Consider the following 19,370-nt stretch of genomic DNA (forward strand, 5'->3'; position numbering starts at 1 on the left):
CAAGGACGCGCCCCCCGATGGAAGCCCCCCGCCCCCTGCCCCTGGTCCGTCCCATGCTGTGGCTGGCCGCCGCCGCCTTCGCGGCCGGCTTCGGCGGCTACCTGCTGGTCGGCATGAGCGCGATGCGCTGAGGGCTCGAAGACCCCTTCAAAGAGAGGGGTCGAGCTACGGCTTAGCGCCCGCCGGTCGAGCCGAAGCCGCCGGCCCCGCGGTCGGTCTCGTCAAGGCTGGCCACCAGGCTCCACGAGGCCTGCACCACCGGCGCGATGACCAGCTGGGCGATGCGGTCTCCCCGACGAATGACGAAATCCTCGGCGCCGAGATTGGCCAGGATCACCTTCACTTCACCGCGATAGTCGCTGTCGATGGTGCCGGGCGAATTGAGGCAGGTGATCCCCGCCTTGGCCGCCAGGCCTGAGCGCGGCCGCACCTGGGCCTCGAAGCCGGCCGGCACGGCGAAGGCCAGGCCCGTGGGGACCATGAACCGCGCGCCCGGCTTCAGGGTCAGGGGCGCATCCTCCTCGACGGCCGCGCGCAGGTCCATGCCGGCGGCGCCGACGGTCTCGTAGGCGGGCAGCGGCAGGCCGTGGGCGTGGGGCAGCTGGACGACAGGAATGTTCGGGGAGGTCATGCTTTCAGGGCTTCCGCGATGCGTTGGGCGATGGCCTGGGCGACGTCGTCCTTGGACGCGCGCTCCCAGCGTTCTGTATGGTCCTTGGCGATCAGCAGGACGGCGTTTTCCGTCCCGCCCATGACGCCGGGCTCGGTCACGTCGTTGGCGATGATCCAGTCGCAGCCCTTGCGCGCCAGCTTGGCGCGGGCATGGGCCTCGACGTCGTCGGTCTCGGCCGCGAAGCCGACCACCAGTTTCGGCCGGTTCGGGCCGGTGGCGGCCAGGGTCGCCAGGATGTCGGGATTCTCGACGAAGGTCAGGGCCGGCGGGCCGCCCTTGTCCTTCTTCAGCTTGGAGCCGAACACCTCGTCGACCCGCCAGTCGGCGACGGCCGCGACGAACACGCCGACATCGGCCGGCAGGGCGGCCTTGGCGGCGGCCAGCATCTCGCGGGCGGTCTCGACGTCGATACGCTCGACGCCTGCTGGGGTCGGCAGCGACACCGGCCCGCTGACAAGGGTGACCCTGGCGCCCAGCTTGGCCAGGGCGCCGGCGATGGCGTAGCCCTGGCGGCCGCTGGAGCGGTTGGTGATGCCGCGCACAGGGTCGATCGGCTCGAACGTCGGACCGGCCGTGACCAGGGCGCGCTTACCGGCCAGAGGCCAGGACTCGAAGATCTCTTCGGCGGGAGTGTTCAGCGCCTTCACGATGGCGGCGAAGATTTCGGGCGGCTCTGCCAAGCGGCCGGGTCCGAATTCGCCACAGGCCATGGCGCCCTCGTCGGGCCCGACGAACGACACGCCGTCGGCCTTCAGGGCCGCCACGTTGCGCTGCACGGCCGGGTGCAGCCACATGCGCACGTTCATGGCCGGGGCCATCAGCACCGGCTTGTCGGTCGCCAGCAGGGTGGTCGAGGCGAGATCGCCGGCCAGGCCGTTGGCCGCCTTGGCGATTAGGTCGGCCGTGGCGGGCGCGACCACCACCAGGTCGGCCGAGCGCGACAGCTGGATGTGGCCCATCTCGGCTTCGTCGGTCAGGGAGAACAGGTCGTCATAGACCTTGTCCTCGCTGAGCGCGGCCAGCGACAGAGGCGTGATGAACTCGGCGCCCGCCTTGGTCAGGATCGGCCGCACGGCGATACCGGCCTTGCGCAGCAGGCGGGTCAGCTCCAGCGCCTTGTAGGCCGCCACGCCGCCGCCGACGATCAGGAGCACGCGCTTGCCGCCCGGGATGTCGCTCACCTTGAAGGCCTCTCGTCCGCCGGTTCCCCTCCGCGCATAGAGCGCCTCGCGGCCGCAGGCAATCGCGCCCGGCGACCGAACGCGGAAAGTGCATCGAGCGACTCGACTCGCGTTCCTTTTTCGTTCACTAATCGTTAAGGTAGCAAAATCGGGGAGCGAGCGATCATGACGGGAGCGTTGCGTTTCGGAATCCTGGCCTTGTCGGCCATGGTGTTGACAGCCTGCGACGGCGGGGCCTCGGCGGTGAAGGCGTCCAACGGCGGACAGACGGCGGCGGCCGGTGAAAACGTCGGCGGCAACGCCGCGACGACGCCCGCCGAGGTCGCCGACGCCTCGGGCGCGGCTCGACAGGCCGCCGACCCGCGCGACGCGCCGGTGACCCTGATCGCCGGCCGGCCGATGTGGGCCGCTAACAAGACCCGCAGCGCCGAGGAAAACGCCCAGCGCGGCTTCGAGCGGTTCGGCGAGGCGTTCGGCGCGCGCGACGTCGACGACTATGTGCGCAAGACCCACGCCTTCGTGGCCAAGCCGCCGGCCGGCAGCCAGACCCTCAAGCGAACCAATGGCGACACCCTGATCTACGACCCGGCCGGCAACGTCTTCGCCGTCGTCACCAAGGCCGGCGCGCCGCGCACCATGTTCAAGCCCGACGACGGGGCCGACTACTGGCGCCAGCAAAAGGAGGGCCAGGCCCGCCGCACTGCCGCCTCCGAACGCCGGGGCGACCGGGGCGGGAACGGCTGAGGCCAAGCGGGCGCGAACCGGCGCTAAAGGGGGAGCACATGAGGGAGCAACCGATCCCGGCCGCGGCCCTGCGCGATGCGGGCGCGACCGAGATGGCGCGGATCTGGGTCGCCGAGCACGGCCTGCATTGCGGTCTTTGCATCGGGATCTACGAGGAGGCCCCGATCGACGAGGCCCTGGCCTGGGGCGTGATGCTGGCCGACCTGCTGCGCCATCTGGGCCGAGGCCTGTCGGCCTATTATCACCGCGATCCGACCGAAGTGGTCGATACGGTGCTCGGCGCCATGCGCGACGAGCTGGCCAGCCCGACCACGCCGATGGAAGGCGACCTGGTCGGATCGCTCGACGATGAGCCCGACGAGGCGGCGAGCCGGTCGCACTGAGCCGGTCCGGATGTGGAGCGCGGGTCGTGGCGCGCCCTAGGCGCCCGCCCCCCGCAGCCGCGCCTCGGCCAGGTCGAGTTCGCGGGTCAGGCGGGTCTGGGCCTCGCCCCCGACGGCGCGCTGGCGGATCAGGGTCAGCAGGGCCTGGCGCTCGGCCTGGACGGCCGCCAGGCGCACCTCGCGCTCGAAGCCTCGGCCTCGACGAGCGGCGACGGCGACCTCGCCGGACTGGGCCAGGCTATCGAGCCGGTCGCGATAGATGTCGACGACCCGGGCCGAGGCCGCCTGGAAGTCGGCGTCGGCGGCGTGGGGCGAGGCGGCCTGCATCTGCTCCACGGCCTGGACGGCGGCGATGGCCAGGGCCTCGCGGGCTCTCTCGGCCTGTTCCTGGCCGTGGAGGTCCGGCGGCAGCTCCAGGTTCTTCATCAGCAGCGGCAGGGCGGTGCTGGAAATCAGCAGCGACAGCACGATCACCCCGGCCGCCAGAAAGATCGCCAGGTCGCGGGCCGGGAACGGCGAGCCGTCGCCCATGGCCAGGGGCAGCGTCAGGACGCCGGCCAGGGTGATGGCCCCGCGCGCGCCGGCGCAGGCGGTGGCGGCGATGATCTTCCAGTCGGGGCTGGCGCGATCCTCGCCCCGGCGGCGGGCGCGCAGCAGGGTCAGCTTCAGCGAACCCCAGACCCAGGCGAAGCGCAGGGCCCCGAGGCTGAGGGTGATGGCCACGACGTAGATGGCCAGCCACCAGGGCTCGTGGTGGCCGGTGGTGCGCACGGTCTCGACCGCCCCGGCCAGGATCGACGGCAGCTGCTCGCCCAGCAGCACGAAGATCACGCCGTTGGCGGTGAACTGCAGGGTGTCCCAGACCATGTTGCGGCGGACGCGGGTGGCGGCCACGGTCTGGCGGGCGACTTCGGAAAAGCTCATCGCCACTCCTGCCGCCACGGCCGCGAGGATGCCCGAGGCATGGACCTTTTCGGCCAACAGATAGGCCGCGAAAGGGATCAGCAGGCTGACCAGGGTCTGGGGACCGGCGTCCTCGGCCCCGGCCCGCGACAGCCAGGCGTTGAGGGTGGTGACCACCAGGGTCGTGGCCACGCCGATGACCACGCCGGCCAGGGCTACCCAGGCGAAGTTCAGCAGCGCCTCATGCAGCACGAAGCCGCCCGTCAGGGCCGCGGCGACGGCGAAGCGCAGGCAGACCAGGCCCGAGGCGTCGTTGAGCAGGGATTCGCCCTCGAGGATGTGCATCAGCCGCTTGGGGATGGGCACGCGCTGGGCGATGGCCGAGACGGCGATCGGATCGGTGGGCGAGACCACCGCGGCCAGGGCGAAGGCCACGGCCAGCGGCATCGACGGGATCATCCAGTGGATCAGCAGGCCGACCCCGACCACGGTCAGCACCACCAGCCCCAGGGCCAGTTCAAGGATCACCGGCAAGTCCTTGAAGAACTCGCTCTTGGGGATGCGCCAGCCATCGAGGAACAGCAGCGGCGGCAGGAACAGCAGGAAGAAGAGGTGCGGGTCGAGCGAGACCGGCGTCTTGGTGAGCAGAGCGATCAGCGCGCCCAGGCCGATCTGCACCAGGGGCGCGGGCACGGCCAGGGGCAGGAACCGGGCGGCCGCGCCGCTCAGGACGACGGCGGCCAACAGGGCCAAAACGATCTCGACGGTCTGCACGCTCACCTCTTCGCCGTTGAAGACGTCGGGAGCTTAGGGGCATGCGGCGGGCGGAGCGAGCCGCCTTGAGCGGCGGCCGGTCAAAAATGGGCTGGCGGCCGCCCCGCTCCAGATGGTCGCGTCAGCGGCGCTTCTTGCGGGCCCCCGAGGCGGCGGGTTTCTTCTTGCCGCCGCTCTTGACCGCCTTGCCCTTGCCGGCCTTGCCCTTGCGCGCCACCGAGCCCTTGCCCGATTTCTTGGCGGCGGCGGCGCACTTGGCCTTGGCGGCCTTCAGCGCCTTGCCCTTCTTGCCCTTGGTGACGCAGGGCGCGGCCTTGGCCGGGGCGGCGGCCGTACGGGCGGCGGGGGCGATGCGCGGCGGCCAGACGACCGGACCGCGGGCGGCGCTGGCGTAGCCAGCCGGCAGGACCATGGCCCCGGTGCGCTCGACGCCGACCGCCGTGGCGGCCACGCCGTCCTCGGCCAGGCGGCCGCTCCAGGCGCCGTCGGGGCCGACGGTCAGCGACAGGGTCGAGCCGACCCCGGCCCGGGCCATGAACCGCACGGCCGCGCCGCCGTCATAGGTGCGCTCGATGCTGTCGATCAGGCCGGTGGATCCGACCGCGCCCGGGCGGCGCAGGTCGCGCCAGGCGCCCTCGACCGGGCCGTAGCCGCCGGCCGGATCGACGATCTGCAGGGCGTAGAGCGCGGTCCCGTCGGCGCCCCGGATCGTCCAGCCGCCGTCGAGCGGGCCTTGCAGGCCCTGGGCGGCGGCGATCGAGCCCTTGACCCGCAGTTCATAGGCCTGCTCGACGCTCATCGCCCCGCCGGGCGCGGCCGGGGCGGCGGTCTCGGGGGCCGGGATCGGCAGGATGGTCGGCTTGTGGCGCGGAGCGGGCGCGGCGGGCTGGGCCTCGTCCTCCTCGTCGGTGGTCTGGGGACCGCTGGCGGCGATCAGGTCGGCCAGGGGATCGGTCACGGCGGGCGCCGGCGTCGCCGGAGCAGTGACTGGCGGGGCGGCGACCACCGGGATCGCGGGCGCGGTCGCCACCGCTTCGGTCGGCGGCGTCGGAACAGGCGTCTGGGCCAAGGCGCCCATCGGCATCGACAGCAGGGCGGACAGCAGAACCGGCAAGAAAAGGCGACGCATGAGGTTCCTTATCAGCCCGCCGTTTTCGCGGCGATGGCCTCGGACACGGCGACCAGCCGCTCGGCCTGAACCAGATGCAGGCGCTCGGCCATCTTGCCCTCGACCCGCAGGGCGCCCTTGCCGGCATTGTCCGGGTCGGCGAAGGCGGCGATGACGGCGCGGCTCCAGGCGATCTCGTCGGCCGACGGCGAGAACACCCGGTTGCAGATCTCAAGGTGCTTGGGATGGATCAGGGTCTTGCCGTCGAAGCCGAAGTCGACGGCCTGGCCGCAGACGGCTTCCAGAGCGACGAGGTCCTCGATGTCGTTGTGCACGCCGTCGAGGATCGACAGGCCATGGCCCCGCGCGGCGGCGACCGACAGCGACAGGATCGGCAGGAAGGCCTCGCGGCCCGAGGTCTGGCGGGCCCGCATCTCCTTGGCCAGGTCGTTGACGCCCATGACCCAGGCCGACAGCCGCGTAGTCTTCGATGCTTCGGCAATCTCCCACAGGTGGAAGGCGGCCTTGGCGGTCTCGATCATCGTCCACAGCCTGGTGTGGATCGGAGCGGCGTGCAGGGCCGCGTCATAGGCGTGGACGTCGCCGGCGTCGTTGACCTTGGGCACCAGCACCGCGTCGGGTCCGGCCTCGGCGACGGCCTTCAGATCGTCGGCGCCCCAGGGGGTGTCGAGGCCGTTGGTGCGGATGACGATCTCGCGTGGGCCAAAGCCGCCGGCCTTGACCGCGGCCACGGCGGCCTCGCGCGCGACCAGCTTCATCTCCGGCGCCACGGCGTCCTCAAGGTCGAGGATGATCACGTCGGCGTCGAGGGTGCGGGCCTTCTCCACGGCCTTGGCGTTGGAGGCGGGCATGTAGAGGGCGCTGCGGCGCGGCCGGGCGATGTCGGTCATGGGTCGGGCGGGCTCGCGCGTTTTCCGGGGTCGCCCGACCTGTAAAGCACCTGCCGCGCGGGCCGGGAAGTGGAGATATCGCGCCAGGTATCGTGTCGGGCGAAGCCATGGCGGGATCGGCGCAAACGGGTTTAAGCTCGCGCCATGACGACGCGCGCCACGCCCATGCGATACGACGAGACGGCCCGCAACGTGCTGGGCGGCGAACTGCTCCCCTGCTCGCTGGACCCGGTGACCGGCTTCTACCGCAACGGCTGCTGCGAGACCGGGCCGCACGACCTGGGCCTGCACACGGTGTGCGCGGTGATGACCGACGAGTTCCTGGCCTTCTCCAAGGCCGGCGGCAACGACCTGTCGACCCCGCGTCCGGAATTTGCCTTCCGCGGCCTGAAGGCCGGCGACCGCTGGTGCCTGTGCGCCGGCCGCTGGCGCGAGGCGCTGGACGCCGGCATGGCCCCGCAGGTGATCCTCGAGGCCACCCACGAGGAGACCCTGGCGATCGTCTCGCTGGGAGTGCTGAAGGACCATGCGGCGGCTTAAGGCGGCCGCGCCATGACCGGAGCCCCGATGGTCGATTACGAACGCAGGCTGCTGGTGCTGGTCGGGCTGATCGCCCTGGCCTTCCTGCCGTTGCTGGCCGCGTCGCTGTTCTTCCTCGCCCGCGTCTCGACCACCCAGGACCGGCTGGACGCGGTCTATACCCGCACGGTGATCCTCGCCCACGAGCTGCGCGGCGAGAAGATGCGCCAGAACGCCCTGGTGCCGGTGATCGTACTGACCGGCGAGCGCCGGCTGCTGGACGAGCTGGAGGGCTCCAACAAGCGCTTCGACAGCCTGGTCGGCGACCTGCGCGGCCAGGCCCGCGACGGTGAAGACCGCGCCGCCCTCGACGCCGTCGCCGCCCTGCAGCGCCGCCTGCTGGCGATCCAGCGCACCGGCGTCGCCCAGCGGCTGGACGGCGGCACGACCACCGCCACCAACAGCTATTTCCAGCGCAACGCCGGCCCGCTGACCAGCGACATCGAGACGGCCATCGACCGCTTCACCGACCACGCCGCGGGCCGCTACGCCGCCGAGCGCGCCCACAACCAGCGTGTGGTGCGCATCGTGTTCTGGGTGCTGGCTGTCGCCTCGGTCTGCGCCTTCGCCTTCTGCGCGTTCCTGGGCCGGCTGCTGCTGCGGCTGGTCGAACAGAAGCGGGCCTATGACCAGGTCGCCGCCCAGCTGGCCGAGCGCGAGAAGGCCGTCTCCCACGCCCGCAAGGAAGCGGTCGAGGTGGTGGCCCACGACCTCAACAACCCGATCACCACCATCCTGTTCGCCAGCGAGAACCTGCTGGAGGATCCCGACCTGGAGGCGCTGCCCAGGACGCGGCGGGCGATCGAGAACATCCAGCTGGCCACCGACACCATGCGGCGGCTGATCCGCAACATCCTCGATCACTCCAAGATCGAGGCCGGCGGGCTGGTGCTGAGCAAGGAGACGGTCGACCTGCGGCGACTGCTGGCCGACATCGCCGGCCAGTTCGAGCTGTCGGCGGCCCGCAAGGGCGTGGTCTTCTCCTATGCGCCCGACGAACACGGCGCGATCCTCGAGGCCGACGGCGCCCGCATCGGCCAGGTGGTGGCCAACCTGTTGTCGAACGCCATCAAGTTCACCGCTCCCGGCGGCCAGGTGTCGCTGTCGAGCGCCCTGTCGGACGACGGCGTCGTGGTCGAGGTGCGCGACACCGGCTGGGGCATGACCGCCGAACAGGCCGCCCGGATCTTCGACCGCAACTGGCAGTCCGACGCCGCCGCCCCGCACGGCAACGGCCTGGGCCTGACCATCAGCAAGGCCATCGTCGAGGCCCACGGCGGCCGCCTGGGCGTCGACAGCCGGCCCGGCGAGGGCTCGGCGTTCCGGATGGTGCTGCCGCTGGCGGCGTGAGCTTGCCTCGGTGTTCCTTCTCCCCTTGCGGGAGAAGGTGGCGGCCGAAGGCCGTCGGATGAGGGGTTTCTCGGATGTCGGACGCTCCGCCCGGTCTGTCCGCGGTACGCGGCTGCGAGGTTTGAGAGACCCCTCACCCGACCCCCGCCTTCGCGGGGGCCACCCTCTCCCGCAAGGGGAGAGGGGCATGGGTTTGCGGCCTCTCGCGGAAATCCGCGAAAGTGGATGGGAAGGCGCGGAGCGGCCGGGCGGAGCCCGGAGACCGTAGGGTTTGTTTGCGTTTCGGCTTCGTCTGACCGCTCCGCCGCATCATTTGTCTCGGAGGGGCCAGGAGCGCGGGTGCTATTTCAACCCAAGTGCCAGCCTTGCCCCCGGACGGGCAGGATCAACAGCCCCGCGGTAATCCGGCGGCGGCCTCGGCTGATCCTGTTAGGCCGGTTTAACGATCCCGACCCTGTCGACCCGCTTGTCTCGTCACGGAACGGCTGGCGGCCCAATCACGCCTTCTGAGCGATCCTGCAAACCCGCCCTTCCCGCAACGCCCCAAGCGGCCCCGCTCGATGCGATCACAGCCGCAACTTGGGCCGGTACCAAGAGCCCTCCCCATGGCTGGGATGGAGTGATTATGCGGGCGGTTTGAGTGGGTGGGGATCGATTGGGGTCGAGAAAGTTTATGGCTTTGAATTGGCTCGATTCTTTTCCGAGTTCACCGTGTGAGTGGTGTGCGTATCGCCCTTCTTCTCCCTTCCCCCTTGATGGGGGAAGGGCCGGGGTTGGGGGTGGTTGCGGCGGTTCAGCTCGAAAAGCCTTGCAGGTGGAACGCGCGGCTCCACCCCCATCCCAACCCTTCCCCCATCAAGGGGGAAGGGCTTTGGGGACGGCCGCAGTTGCAGAAAAAGCCTGGGTCCCCGCTTTCGCGGGGATTTTACGGGTGGGGGCGAACGGGGGATGGGACCGCTGGCGGTGTAACCCCTCACCCTCCCAGGCTATCGCCTGGGCCCCTCCCTCTCCCTATGGGAGAGGGTCTCGCCTAGTCGAGCGGCTTCAGCTCGCCCAGGACGGTGGGGATCAGTTCGGAGACCGTCGGGTGGATCGGCACGGTGCGCTGGAGGACCGTGTACGGCGCCTTGGCGTACATGATGTCGAGGATGCCGTGGATGGCCTCGTCGCCGGAGACGCCGAGGATCGAGGCGCCGAGGATCTGCTTGGTCTCGGCGTCGACCAGCACCTTCATGAAGCCTTGGGTCTCGCCCTTTTCGATGGCGCGGCCGACGCGGGTCATCGGGCGGGTAGCGACCAGGGCGGGGCGGCCGCGGCTGCGGACCTCGGCCTCGGTCAGGCCGACGCGGCCGAGCGGCGGGTCGGTGTAGAGGGCGTAGGCGGTGAGGCGGTCGGTGACCTTGCGCGGATCATCATCGAGCAGGTTGGCGGCGATGATCTCGAAGTCGTTGTAGGCGGTGTGGGTGAAGGCGCCGCGGCCGTTGCAGTCGCCCATGGCCCAGATCGACGGGACGTTGGTGCGCAGGGCCTCGTCGACCTGGATGTAGCCGCGCTTGTCGAGGGTGACGCCGGCGGCGTCGAGGCCCAGGTCGTCGGTATTGGGCTTGCGTCCGACGGCCAGCAGCACATGCGAGCCCACCACCGCCGGCTCGCCCTCGCGGCAGGAGACGTGGACGCGAATACCCTCTTCGGAGGGCGAGAAGCTGATGCATTCGGAGTTCAGCCGGAAGGCGACGCCTTCGGCCTCGAGGATCTCGCGCACGGCGTCGGAGACCTCCGGATCCTCGCGGCCGATCAGGCGCGGGCCCATCTCGACGACCGTGACCTGGGCGCCGAAGCGCCGGTACATCTGGGCGAACTCCAGGCCGATATAGCTGCCGCCGACGATGACCAGGTGCTGCGGCAGGACGTCGAGCTGCATCATGCCGGTGTTGGTCAGGTAGGGCACGTCGTTGACGCCGGGCATGTCGGGCACGTTGGCGCGGCCGCCGACATTGAGGAAGATCTTCGGGGCTTCCAGCACCTCGTCGCCGACCTGAACGGTGGTGGGCGAGGTCAGGCGGGCGTGGCCTTCGAAGACGGTCAGGCCGTCCATGCCCTTCAGCCACTTTTCGACGCCGCCACGGGCGTTGTGGACGACGGTCTGCTGGCGGGCCTTGACCGCCTTCATGTCGATCCCGACCTCGCCCTGCAGCACGACGCCGTAGTCGGCGGCGCGGCGGGCCAGGTGCGCGGCATAGGCGCTGGCGACCAGGGTCTTGGTCGGCATGCAGCCGGTGTTGACGCAGGTGCCGCCGAACAGCTTGCGCTCGACCAGGGCGACCTTCCAGCCGGCGGCGGTGAGGCGGCCGGCCAGGGACGGTCCGGCCTGGCCCGCGCCAACGATGATCGCGTCGAAAGCCCGGGACATCAGCCGACCGCCGAGACGATCAGGTAAGCGCCGCCGAGGGCGACGACGTCCTCGATCAGGGCGGCGGGGGTGTCGCGCTTGAAGACCTTGGCCAGGCGGCCGCGGCCTTCGGCGCCGCCCAGCGTGCCGAGCACCGCCCCGACCACGCCGAGGGCGGCCCCGGCGATCCAGGAGCCGGCGACGAAGCCGATGGCCGCGCCCGAGAAGCCGCCGGCGACGATGCGGGCGCCGAACTGCGGCGGGACCTTGCGGCTGGGAGTGAAGGGCAGCTGGTCGCTGACCAGCTCGACCGCCGCCAGGGCGGTGAAGATCCAGACGGCGATGTTGCCGCCCAGCCAGGCCAGCGGCGTGCCGTGCAGCGGGATCCAGCCCAGGTGCGCGCCCCAGGCGACGGCGGCGGGGGCGGTCATGGCCCGCAGGCCGGCAATGACCCCGATCAGCAGGGCGAGGACGTAGAGGGTCATGCGAAAGCTCCCGAGCGTCGCCGTGATCAGGCGCGCAACCGGGAGCAAACCGCAAGCCCGGCGTGCGGGCTTGGACGTTTCGGCCGCTACGGGAGCGGCGGCTGGAGCTACTGGAGCTCCAGGGCCGCGCGCGCCGCCGCGATCGCCGCTTCGCGCAGGTCGTCGGGATAGGCCAGGCCGGCGCTGTGGCCCCAGACCGGCCCCGGCCAGGCCGGATCACCGTCGCGGCGGCCCAGGACGTGGACGTGCAGCTGGGGGGTGACGTTGCCCAGGGCCCCGACGTTCAGCTTGTCGACCGCCAGGCCCAGCACGGCGGCCACGGCCCGCACGGCGGCGCCGGCGGCGACGATCTCCTCGGTCAGGGCGATACGGCCTTGCGGCGACAGGTCCTCGATCTCGACCAGGCCGTCGGCGCGGGGGATCAGGACCAGCCACGGATAGCGGGCGTCGTCGTGCAGGCGCAGGTGGCACAGTTCCAGCTCGCCGACGGCGTGGGAGGAGGCCGGGAAAGCCGGGTGAAGATCGAAGTCAGCCACGTTTCGGAACCGCCGCCCAATAGTCGAAGTCGAGGATCACGGCGGGGTCATAGACGCCTTCACCGTCCTTGTCGGGGAAATCGGCGCAGGGCTTGTCCTTGGTCGCCACCAGCCGCAGGCGCAGGGCGCCGACACTGCCCAGGTCGGCTTTGTCCAGCACCTGGCTCCAGGCGAACACCGTCGCGCCGGCGAAGAATGGGGCCACGTGGCGGCCGCCGTTGATCCCCAGGATCAGGCCGGCGTTCTGCAGACCGTTGAACGACAGGGCCTTGGCGGTCGAGATCACCACCCCGCCATAAACGAGGCGGCGGCCGGACGGGTCCTTGGCGCGCTCGAACTGGTTGAAGTGGACCTTGGCGGTGTTCTGCCACAGACGGGTGGCCATCTGGTGCTCGGCTTCCTCCACCGCCATGCCGTCGACATGGTCGATCTTCTCGCCGATCTCGTAGTCCTCGAAGGCGTGCGGCGCGCCGGCCAGGGCGTAGTTGTAGACGGAGAAATCCAGGCCGGGCGGCGCGACCAGGTCCGAGGGCGCGACCGCCTTGGCCAGGTCCGGAACCGACTGATCCGCGACCACTGCGGCCGGATCGCGCTTTCGCACCATCACCCAGCGCACATAGCTCAGCACCGCCTCGCCGCGCTGGTTGGTCCCGGTGGTGCGGACATAGACGACGCCGGTCTTGCCGTTGGAATTTTCCTTCAGGCCGATGACGTCCGAGGCCGCCGTCAGGGTGTCGCCGGGGAAGACCGGGGCCAGGAACCGGCCCTCGGCATAGCCGAGATTGGCGACGGCGTTCAGGCTGATGTCGGGGACGGTCTTGCCGAAGACGATGTGGAAGGCGACCAGCGGATCGATAGGCGCAGCGGCCAGGCCGCTGGCGCGGGCGAATTCGTCCGACGAGAACAGCGAAAATCGCGGGCCGTACAGGGCAGTGTAGAGCGCCACGTCGCCGGCGGTCACCGTTCGCGGGGTCGCGTGGACCAGCCTTTGTCCCAGCTGGAAGTCCTCGAAGAAGTTCCCCGGATCGGTCTTGCTCACGGCGCCTCTCCTTATCGGTGTTCAGATCGTTTTGCCGCAGCGCAGCGAAACGGGAAAGGGGGCTTGAGACTGAGCCGCTACGGGCGTAGACCGCGCCCCGACATTTCCTGTCCACAGCCTGATGGAGACACCATGGCTCGCGCGAAGATCGCCCTCATCGGCGCCGGCATGATCGGCGGCACCCTGGCCCACATCGCCGCTCGCGAAGAGCTGGGCGACGTGATCCTGTTCGACATCGCCGAAGGCACCCCGCAGGGCAAGGCCCTCGACATCGCCGAAGCCTCGGCCGTGTTCGGCAAGGACGTGGCCCTGAAGGGCGCCAACGACTACGCCGACATCGCCGGCGCCGACGTCTGCATCGTGACCGCCGGCGTGCCGCGCAAGCCGGGCATGAGCCGCGACGACCTGCTGGGCATCAACCTGAAGGTCATGAAGGCCGTCGGCGAAGGCATCAAGGCCCACGCCCCGAACGCCTTCGTCATCTGCATCACCAACCCGCTCGACGCGATGGTCTGGGCCCTGCAGCAGTTCTCAGGCCTGCCCAAGGAAAAGGTCATCGGCATGGCCGGCGTCCTGGACTCGGCGCGCTTCGCCTACTTCCTGGCCGAAAAGACCGGCGTGTCGGTCGAAGACATCCACGCCTGGACCCTGGGCGGCCACGGCGACGACATGGTGCCGATGGTCCGTCACTCGACCGTGGGCGGCCTGCCGCTGCCGGACGCCGTGAAGGCCGGCTTCCTGACCCAGGAAGAGCTGGACGCCATCGTCGAGCGCACCCGCAAGGGCGGCGGCGAGATCGTCGCCCTGCTGAAGACCGGCTCGGCCTTCTACGCCCCGGCTGAAAGCGCCATCGCCATGGCCACCAGCTACCTGAAGGACAAGAAGCGCGTCCTGCCGTGCGCCACCTTCCTGAACGGCGAATACGGCCTGTCGGGCCTGTATGTCGGCGTGCCGGTGGTGATCGGCGCGGCTGGCGCCGAGAAGATCATCGAGTTCGACACCAACGAAGCCGAAAAGGCGATGTTCGCCAAGTCGGTGGAGTCGGTGCAGGGCCTGATGGAAGCCTGCAAGGCCATCGACCCGTCGCTGGTCTAAGACCGGTTCGACAGTCCGAAACGACGAAGGGCGGCTCCTCGCGGAGCCGCCCTTTTTCTTTCGTCCCTCTCCCGGAGGGGAGAGGGAGGGGCCCGCGCGAAGCGTGGGAGGGTGAGGGGTGACGCCGTCAGCCGGCGTGCCGGCACGCCGTCAGGCCTCGTAACCCCTCATCCGGCGCTTCGCGCCACCTTCTCCCTCTGGGAGAAGGGAGCCCGTTCAGTGCGCCGCCTCGCCGTCCTGCGAGATCTCTTCCAGCGTCTTGCCGACCTGCTTGGCGCCGTAGTCCTTGGCCACATCGCCCAGGGACAGGATGCCGGTCAGGTTGCCGGCCTCGTTCAGCACCACCAGGCGGCGGACCTGGTTGTTGGCCATGCGGGCGGTGGCGTCGGCCAGGATGTCGTCTTCCTTGACCGACAGCACCTCGCCGTCGCTCATCACCTCGGAGACCGGGCTGTCGAAGCTGCGGCCCTCGGCGACCACGCGCAGGACGATGTCACGGTCGGTGACCAGGCCCAGCACCTTGCCGTCCTCGACGATCGGCACCACGCCACTGTCGATCTTGGCCATCACTTCGGCGACCTTGCGCACGCTGTCGCCGGGACGGGCGACCGAGACCTGGCTGGTCATGGCGTCGCTGACTTTCATCGGGTGTTCCTCCTTCAGGGGGAATGCAAATAGGACCCGACAGAAACCCCGCGACGCCGCAGACCGTTCCGCTTGCTTCCGCGGCGGCGCTTAGGCCAGGGCCGCCTTGTTGGCCGCCAGGAAGGCCGCGACGCTGGTCGGGGCCTTGCCGGTCAGGCGCTCGACGGCGTCGGTGACGATGGCGTGCTGGCCTTCGGCGGCCTGGGCGTCGAAGTCGGCCAGGACGTCGACATAAACGGGCGGCAGGCCGGCCTGGGCGAGCCCGGCGCGCAGGGCTTCGAGCGGGATGTCCTGATGGGCGACCGGCTTGCCCGAAGCCTCGGCGAGCAGGGCCGCCAGCTGGTCCTGGGTCAGGGCCTGCGGGCCGGAAACGTCGAGGATCTGGCGGCCTTCCGCGCCCAGCAGGGCGGCGGCGTCGATCGCGGCGCAGTCCTCGCGGGTGACATAGGCGCGGCCCTGGGCGGCGGTGGCGGCGTAGAGCGTGCCGCCGGCGATGGCCTGGCCGGCGCCCATCAGGATGGTCTCGGCATAGAGGTTGTGGCGCAGGATGGTCCAGTCGAGCGACGGCTGGGCGATGATCGCCTGCTCGCTCCAGAAGTGGTCGTCGATCACCCCGCCGCCGGCCTGGGGCCGGGCGCCGGGGGCCGAGGTGTAGAGCACGTGGCTCACGCCCGCCTCTACGGCCGCGGCGACGGCGGCGCGATGCTGGGCAATGCGGCGGCCGGGCTTGTCGAGGCTGTCGGTGCTGACCAGCAGCACCCGGTCGGCGCCGGCGAAAGCGGTCTTCAGCGAGGCCGGATCGTCGAAGTCGGCGGCGCGGACGTCGACGCCCCTGGCGGCCAGGTCGGCGAGCTTGGCCGGATCGCGGGTGGTGGCGATCACGTGCGGGGCGCCGGCCTCGAGCAGCAGCTCGACGATGCGGCGGCCCAGCTGGCCTCCGGCGCCGGTCACCAGGAGGCGGTCGTTGAGGAAGGGGCGAGCGGCGGTCATCTACGGCGTCCTTTGCTGGTCTCTTTTCGAGACCTGGTGTAAATGTGAGAGCAAGGCTCCGTCGTAAAGACGGCAGTTTTCCGGGAGATAGGCACCTTGAAGGAACCACCTACGCTTTCACCAGAGGCGCTCTGCGAGGCGATGGACGACTGGCGGGGCCAGGGCTTCAGCAGCGCCGATTGCCCGGTGCGCGATGTCGTCGATCACCTGGGCGACAAGTGGAGCACGCTGATCCTGTCGCTGCTGTTCATCGGCCCCAAGCGGTTCGGCGCCCTGCGGCGGGCCGTGCCCGATATCTCCCAGCGCATGCTGACCCAGACCCTGCGCGACCTGCAGCGCGACGGCCTGATCCTGCGCGAGGTGTTCCCCACCAAGCCCCCCAGCGTCGAATACAGCCTCTCGCCCCTGGGCATGTCGCTGCAGACGCCCCTGAACGCCCTGATCGCCTGGGCCGTCGAGCACCACGGCGCCATCCGCGCGGCGCGGTCGCGCTATGACGAGGCTGAAGCGGCGGCTTAGGAGATCCTCTCCCCTTGCGGGAGAGGGTGGCCCGCGCAGCGGGTCGGGTGAGGGGTCGAAAACCCTGTCCGCCGCCAAGACGGATCGGCTAGGTGCGGTTGTCGGGATCTGAGAGACCCCTCATCCGACGCCTTCGGCGCCACCTTCTCCCGCAAGGGGAGAAGGGTTACATGCGGTCGCCAAGCCTAACTGGAGCCTCCATGACCATCACCGCACACCGCGTCAGCGTTCCCGTCTTCGTCCAGGGGCTGAAGGGCCTGTCGGGCGTGTTGGCCAAGGCCGCCGCCCATGTCGAGGCGCTCAAGCTCGATCCCGAGGCGCTGCTGAAGGCGCGGCTCTATCCCGACATGTTCCCGCTGATCCGCCAGGTGCAGATCGCCACCGACTTCGCCAAGGGCGCCAGCGCCCGCCTGGCCGGGGTCGAGGTTCCGGCCTGGGACGACGCCGAGACCAGCTTCGCCGACCTGTCGGCCCGCGTGGCCCGCGCCATCGCCTATGTGGAAGGCCTGGACCCGGCCGCCTTCGACGGCGCCGAGGACCGCACCGTGGCCCTGACCCGTCGGGGCGAGACCACCGAGCACAACGCCCTCGACTATCTGACCGGCCAGGCCCTGCCGAACTTCTACTTCCACCTGACCACCGCCTACGCGATCCTGCGCGAGAACGGCGTGGTCGTGGGCAAGCGCGACTTCCTCGGGACCGCTTGAGGAAGAAAGGCGGCGGCCCCTCTAGGGCCGCCGCCGGATCGCCCAGACCAGGCCGGCCAGCGCCGTCAGCACCCCGCCGGCCGCCGACAGCACGACCGCCAATTCCTTCAAAACCTCCGGCTCCATCGCTCCACCCGTCTACTCACCCCGCATCGCGGTCACGGCTCAGCCTGACCTGCGCCGACGTCGAGTCCGGACGTATGTTGCTATTTTGTTCTCACTCGGATTGGGCTGCGCTCCAGCGGGAGGGACACAGCTTGGCCTGGGAACGCTTCGCCTCGCCAAGCGGGGATTACGACCTTTCCCATCTGGATCCTTTCCTCCTCACCGTCTCGCCCCAGGACGGCTCTGCGGGCTACCGCGTGCTGGTCAGTTTCGGCCACCACACCTTCACGCGAGAAGTTCGCGCAGGCGATGAGGAAGGCCTGAAACACGCCGTCGATGGCGACGTTCGCTGCTTCTGCGCCGAGCGCCATCGCTGCTCGCTGCGCCTGCCGGCCATCGTTCGGGCCTCGGGCCGAGGCCGGGCATACTTCAGCCAAGGCCGAAACTTTCTGCTGGTGGAAGACATGCCGGGGGCGAAGGGTCCGTATGCGGTCTTCTTCAACATCGGAAGGGCGAGGGCCAAGGCGTTCGACGCCAATCTCTTCGTCGTCAGCGCCTATCTCAAACCGAACCTGCCGCCGCGGCGAAAGCTGGCGTCCATCACTCTGGTCACATTGATCGGCAAGACGGTCCGCGGAGAACCGATCACGCGTCCCAAGCCGCGGATGAAAAAATAGCCCCTCCGAAGAGGGGCCATTTCCGTGCGAGAACCCCTTGCCTTCGCGCGCCGCGAAACCCTTGCGGGCGGGATCGTCGTTTTTCGCTCGCCATCGACGATCTTTGAAATCTACCGGTTTTCGGGTGGAAATTCAAGAAAAGTCAGAGGCCCGCGACATCGCTACGCCACCTCCTGCACCGCGACGGCCTCCATCCCCAGGATCGCGGCCTTGCGGGCCAGGCCCCAGTGGTAGCCGGTGAGGCGGCCGTCCTTAGCGATGGCGCGGTGGCAGGGGATGAGCAGCGAGATCGGGTTGGCGCCGATAGCCCCGCCGGTGGCCTGGAAGGCCTTGGGCTTGCCGGCCCAGGCCGCGACCTGGCCGTAGGTGGCGGTCTCGCCCGCCGGAATGCGCAGCAGCGCCTTCCAGACCTGCACCTGGTAGGGCGACCCGATCAGCACCACGGGCAGGGGGCCTTCGCCCATGCCGAAGGCCCGCAGGGCCGTCTCGGCGGCGGCCGCGTCCTCGCGCAGCCAGTCGGCGCCGGGCCAGCGACGGTGCATGTCGGCGAAGGCGAAGTCGTCGTTCCCGTCAGAGAAGGCCAGACCCGCCAGACCGCGCTCGGCCAGCACGAACAGGCCGCGCCCGAACGGGGTGGGCGCCCAGCCCCAGCGCAGGGTCATGCCCGCGCCGCGCCGGCGCACGTCGCCCGGGGTCGCCGCCTCCTGGGCGATGAACAGGTCGTGCAGGCGCGAGGGGCCCGACAGCCCGGCGTCATAGGCCGCGTCGAGTACGCTGGCCCCGGCCTCCAGCGAGCGGCGGGCCTCGGCATGGGCGATGGCGGCGACGAAGGTCTTGGGGCTGACCCCGGCCCAGCGGGTGAAGATGCGCTGGAAGTGGAACGGCGACAGGCCGACGGCGGCGGCGGCCTCGTCCAGCGACGGGCGATCCATCCAGCGCTGGGCCAGCCAATCGAGGGCCACGGCCATGCGGTGATAGTCGGCCGAACGTTCGGCGAGGCGCGCGAGGGTTTCGGAAGGCGAGACGTCGAGAGGCATCGGTTCAGTCTAGCCCCGGCGGGGGAGGGCGTCCGCCCGCTTCTTGCGCTCGGACGCGCCTCACGACCACCGCTCGGCCCGCGCCGCCTTGATCGCCCGCTCCAGGGCTCGTGCGAAGGCCACGCGCTCGTCGGGGCTGAGCGCCCGGGCCAGGGTCAGGCGGCGGCGCGACATGAAGAGGCGCACGCGGCTTTCGTGCTCGCCGGGCTGGTCGAGGTCGACGCGGGTGAAGGCGGTGGGCGAGGTCCAGACCACATGAGCGCCCTTGGCGTCCTCGCGGCTGACGGTGATCGCCTCGGCCGTGACCCGCACGCGTTCGGACCGCGACAGGGCGCGGTTGCTGGCGCGCAGGGCCAGCCAGACGGCCAGGACATCGAGCCCCAGGAACGGCAGCACCGGCGGCGCCCCCAGCACCAGCAGGAACACCGCGACCATCAGGTTGAAGGCGACGACCACGCCCAGAACCACCGCCGTGCCGGTCGGGCTCAGCGAGCGGTTGGGCCGGATGACGGCGTCCATGTAGAGGGCGGCGGCCATGAC

General features: G+C 70.3%; 22 protein-coding genes. 9 read left to right on the top strand and 13 right to left on the bottom strand.

Annotated features, from left to right (window positions below):
• Window positions 1–17: 17 nt before the first annotated feature.
• Entirely contained in the window at window positions 18–131 is a 114-nt protein-coding gene (locus tag I4Q42_RS25915; protein ID WP_232792933.1) for a hypothetical protein, read from the top strand.
• A gap of 41 nt (window positions 132–172) precedes the next feature.
• Here the strand turns inward: I4Q42_RS25915 and dut are convergent, their stop codons facing one another.
• Window positions 173–631, bottom strand: coding sequence for a dUTP diphosphatase (dut, locus tag I4Q42_RS06945; RefSeq protein WP_198575332.1), 459 nt, complete (start codon window positions 629–631; stop codon window positions 173–175).
• Window positions 628–1,845 (bottom strand): bifunctional phosphopantothenoylcysteine decarboxylase/phosphopantothenate--cysteine ligase CoaBC, encoded by a 1,218-nt coding sequence (gene coaBC / locus I4Q42_RS06950; protein ID WP_198575483.1) that lies wholly within the window; start codon window positions 1,843–1,845, stop codon window positions 628–630. Before coaBC ends, dut begins: the two co-directional genes overlap by 4 nt.
• 174 nt (window positions 1,846–2,019) lie before the next feature.
• Between coaBC and I4Q42_RS06955 the strand changes: the two genes are divergently transcribed.
• Window positions 2,020–2,598, top strand: coding sequence for a hypothetical protein (locus tag I4Q42_RS06955; protein ID WP_198575333.1), 579 nt, complete (start codon window positions 2,020–2,022; stop codon window positions 2,596–2,598).
• 38 nt (window positions 2,599–2,636) lie between these two features.
• Complete coding sequence (locus tag I4Q42_RS06960; RefSeq protein WP_198575334.1) at window positions 2,637–2,981, top strand: DUF5076 domain-containing protein; 345 nt, start codon at window positions 2,637–2,639, stop codon at window positions 2,979–2,981.
• A gap of 36 nt (window positions 2,982–3,017) precedes the next feature.
• Here I4Q42_RS06960 and I4Q42_RS06965 read toward each other — a convergent pair whose 3' ends face one another.
• The 3 genes from I4Q42_RS06965 to I4Q42_RS06975 form a co-directional block, all read right to left on the bottom strand.
• Entirely contained in the window at window positions 3,018–4,664 is a 1,647-nt protein-coding gene (locus I4Q42_RS06965) for a Na+/H+ antiporter (protein WP_332873034.1), read from the bottom strand.
• A gap of 115 nt (window positions 4,665–4,779) precedes the next feature.
• A complete protein-coding gene (locus tag I4Q42_RS06970; RefSeq protein WP_198575335.1) occupies window positions 4,780–5,787 on the bottom strand; it encodes a hypothetical protein in 1,008 nt (335 codons plus the stop codon).
• 11 nt (window positions 5,788–5,798) lie between these two features.
• Entirely contained in the window at window positions 5,799–6,677 is an 879-nt protein-coding gene (locus tag I4Q42_RS06975; protein WP_198575336.1) for an HpcH/HpaI aldolase/citrate lyase family protein, read from the bottom strand.
• 144 nt (window positions 6,678–6,821) lie between these two features.
• Between I4Q42_RS06975 and I4Q42_RS06980 the strand changes: the two genes are divergently transcribed.
• Both I4Q42_RS06980 and I4Q42_RS06985 read left to right on the top strand, forming a co-directional pair.
• Window positions 6,822–7,217, top strand: a complete 396-nt coding sequence (locus I4Q42_RS06980) for a DUF2237 family protein (RefSeq protein WP_198575337.1) — start codon at window positions 6,822–6,824, stop codon at window positions 7,215–7,217.
• 12 nt (window positions 7,218–7,229) lie between these two features.
• Window positions 7,230–8,606 carry a sensor histidine kinase gene (locus I4Q42_RS06985; RefSeq protein WP_198575338.1) on the top strand — a complete coding sequence of 459 codons (1,377 nt, stop codon included), beginning with the start codon at window positions 7,230–7,232 and terminating at the stop codon, window positions 8,604–8,606.
• A gap of 1,030 nt (window positions 8,607–9,636) precedes the next feature.
• Here the strand turns inward: I4Q42_RS06985 and I4Q42_RS06990 are convergent.
• From I4Q42_RS06990 to I4Q42_RS07005, 4 genes are all read right to left on the bottom strand, one after another.
• Window positions 9,637–11,016 carry an FAD-containing oxidoreductase gene (locus I4Q42_RS06990; protein WP_198575339.1) on the bottom strand — a complete coding sequence of 460 codons (1,380 nt, stop codon included), beginning with the start codon at window positions 11,014–11,016 and terminating at the stop codon, window positions 9,637–9,639.
• Window positions 11,016–11,480, bottom strand: a complete 465-nt coding sequence (locus tag I4Q42_RS06995; RefSeq protein WP_198575340.1) for a DUF4126 family protein — start codon at window positions 11,478–11,480, stop codon at window positions 11,016–11,018. Before I4Q42_RS06995 ends, I4Q42_RS06990 begins: the two co-directional genes overlap by 1 nt.
• Window positions 11,481–11,587: 107 nt before the next feature.
• Window positions 11,588–12,016, bottom strand: coding sequence for an HIT domain-containing protein (locus tag I4Q42_RS07000; RefSeq protein ID WP_198575341.1), 429 nt, complete (start codon window positions 12,014–12,016; stop codon window positions 11,588–11,590).
• Window positions 12,009–13,055: a MaoC family dehydratase gene (locus I4Q42_RS07005; RefSeq protein ID WP_198575342.1), complete on the bottom strand. Its 1,047-nt coding sequence runs from the start codon at window positions 13,053–13,055 to the stop codon at window positions 12,009–12,011. Before I4Q42_RS07005 ends, I4Q42_RS07000 begins: the two co-directional genes overlap by 8 nt.
• A 132-nt stretch (window positions 13,056–13,187) precedes the next feature.
• On the opposite strand from I4Q42_RS07005, the gene mdh reads away from it, so the two are divergent.
• Complete coding sequence (gene mdh / locus I4Q42_RS07010; protein ID WP_198575343.1) at window positions 13,188–14,150, top strand: malate dehydrogenase; 963 nt, start codon at window positions 13,188–13,190, stop codon at window positions 14,148–14,150.
• 216 nt (window positions 14,151–14,366) lie between these two features.
• Here mdh and I4Q42_RS07015 read toward each other — a convergent pair whose 3' ends face one another.
• Both I4Q42_RS07015 and I4Q42_RS07020 read right to left on the bottom strand, forming a co-directional pair.
• Window positions 14,367–14,795: a CBS domain-containing protein gene (locus I4Q42_RS07015; RefSeq protein WP_198575344.1), complete on the bottom strand. Its 429-nt coding sequence runs from the start codon at window positions 14,793–14,795 to the stop codon at window positions 14,367–14,369.
• A gap of 90 nt (window positions 14,796–14,885) precedes the next feature.
• Window positions 14,886–15,785, bottom strand: coding sequence for an NmrA family NAD(P)-binding protein (locus tag I4Q42_RS07020; protein WP_198575345.1), 900 nt, complete (start codon window positions 15,783–15,785; stop codon window positions 14,886–14,888).
• Between the two features lie 96 nt (window positions 15,786–15,881).
• Between I4Q42_RS07020 and I4Q42_RS07025 the strand changes: the two genes are divergently transcribed.
• From I4Q42_RS07025 to I4Q42_RS07035, 3 genes are all read left to right on the top strand, one after another.
• On the top strand, window positions 15,882–16,304 hold the full coding sequence (locus tag I4Q42_RS07025; protein ID WP_232792934.1) for a winged helix-turn-helix transcriptional regulator: 423 nt from the start codon (window positions 15,882–15,884) through the stop codon (window positions 16,302–16,304).
• Window positions 16,305–16,504: 200 nt separating this feature from the next.
• The gene (locus I4Q42_RS07030; protein WP_198575346.1) at window positions 16,505–17,011 is read left to right on the top strand and encodes a DUF1993 domain-containing protein; all 507 of its coding nucleotides are present in this window, start codon (window positions 16,505–16,507) and stop codon (window positions 17,009–17,011) included.
• A 257-nt stretch (window positions 17,012–17,268) separates the two neighbouring features.
• Window positions 17,269–17,793: a hypothetical protein gene (locus I4Q42_RS07035; RefSeq protein ID WP_198575347.1), complete on the top strand. Its 525-nt coding sequence runs from the start codon at window positions 17,269–17,271 to the stop codon at window positions 17,791–17,793.
• A gap of 161 nt (window positions 17,794–17,954) precedes the next feature.
• Here I4Q42_RS07035 and I4Q42_RS07040 read toward each other — a convergent pair whose 3' ends face one another.
• Together I4Q42_RS07040 and I4Q42_RS07045 are read right to left on the bottom strand one after the other, a co-directional pair.
• Window positions 17,955–18,830, bottom strand: coding sequence for a methylated-DNA--[protein]-cysteine S-methyltransferase (locus I4Q42_RS07040; RefSeq protein ID WP_198575348.1), 876 nt, complete (start codon window positions 18,828–18,830; stop codon window positions 17,955–17,957).
• A 60-nt stretch (window positions 18,831–18,890) separates the two neighbouring features.
• Window positions 18,891–19,367, bottom strand: a complete 477-nt coding sequence (locus I4Q42_RS07045; protein WP_198575349.1) for a DUF2244 domain-containing protein — start codon at window positions 19,365–19,367, stop codon at window positions 18,891–18,893.
• Between the last annotated feature and the right edge of the window lie 3 nt (window positions 19,368–19,370).

The sequence above is a fragment of the Caulobacter hibisci genome (assembly GCF_016135805.1).
Lineage (GTDB): Bacteria > Pseudomonadota > Alphaproteobacteria > Caulobacterales > Caulobacteraceae > Caulobacter > Caulobacter hibisci.

What these genes read in the sequence shown, in the direction of transcription:
- I4Q42_RS25915 (WP_232792933.1), top strand. Translation starts at nt 18, where the DNA reads ATGGAAGCCCCCCGCCCCCTGCCCCTGGTCCGTCCCATGCTGTGGCTG.
- dut (WP_198575332.1), bottom strand. Translation starts at nt 631, where the DNA reads ATGACCTCCCCGAACATTCCTGTCGTCCAGCTGCCCCACGCCCACGGC.
- I4Q42_RS06955 (WP_198575333.1), top strand. Translation starts at nt 2,020, where the DNA reads ATGACGGGAGCGTTGCGTTTCGGAATCCTGGCCTTGTCGGCCATGGTG.
- I4Q42_RS06960 (WP_198575334.1), top strand. Translation starts at nt 2,637, where the DNA reads ATGAGGGAGCAACCGATCCCGGCCGCGGCCCTGCGCGATGCGGGCGCG.
- I4Q42_RS06970 (WP_198575335.1), bottom strand. Translation starts at nt 5,787, where the DNA reads ATGCGTCGCCTTTTCTTGCCGGTTCTGCTGTCCGCCCTGCTGTCGATG.
- I4Q42_RS06975 (WP_198575336.1), bottom strand. Translation starts at nt 6,677, where the DNA reads ATGACCGACATCGCCCGGCCGCGCCGCAGCGCCCTCTACATGCCCGCC.
- I4Q42_RS06980 (WP_198575337.1), top strand. Translation starts at nt 6,822, where the DNA reads ATGACGACGCGCGCCACGCCCATGCGATACGACGAGACGGCCCGCAAC.
- I4Q42_RS06985 (WP_198575338.1), top strand. Translation starts at nt 7,230, where the DNA reads ATGACCGGAGCCCCGATGGTCGATTACGAACGCAGGCTGCTGGTGCTG.
- I4Q42_RS06990 (WP_198575339.1), bottom strand. Translation starts at nt 11,016, where the DNA reads ATGTCCCGGGCTTTCGACGCGATCATCGTTGGCGCGGGCCAGGCCGGA.
- I4Q42_RS06995 (WP_198575340.1), bottom strand. Translation starts at nt 11,480, where the DNA reads ATGACCCTCTACGTCCTCGCCCTGCTGATCGGGGTCATTGCCGGCCTG.
- mdh (WP_198575343.1), top strand. Translation starts at nt 13,188, where the DNA reads ATGGCTCGCGCGAAGATCGCCCTCATCGGCGCCGGCATGATCGGCGGC.
- I4Q42_RS07015 (WP_198575344.1), bottom strand. Translation starts at nt 14,795, where the DNA reads ATGAAAGTCAGCGACGCCATGACCAGCCAGGTCTCGGTCGCCCGTCCC.
- I4Q42_RS07020 (WP_198575345.1), bottom strand. Translation starts at nt 15,785, where the DNA reads ATGACCGCCGCTCGCCCCTTCCTCAACGACCGCCTCCTGGTGACCGGC.
- I4Q42_RS07030 (WP_198575346.1), top strand. Translation starts at nt 16,505, where the DNA reads ATGACCATCACCGCACACCGCGTCAGCGTTCCCGTCTTCGTCCAGGGG.
- I4Q42_RS07040 (WP_198575348.1), bottom strand. Translation starts at nt 18,830, where the DNA reads ATGCCTCTCGACGTCTCGCCTTCCGAAACCCTCGCGCGCCTCGCCGAA.
- I4Q42_RS07045 (WP_198575349.1), bottom strand. Translation starts at nt 19,367, where the DNA reads ATGGCCGCCGCCCTCTACATGGACGCCGTCATCCGGCCCAACCGCTCG.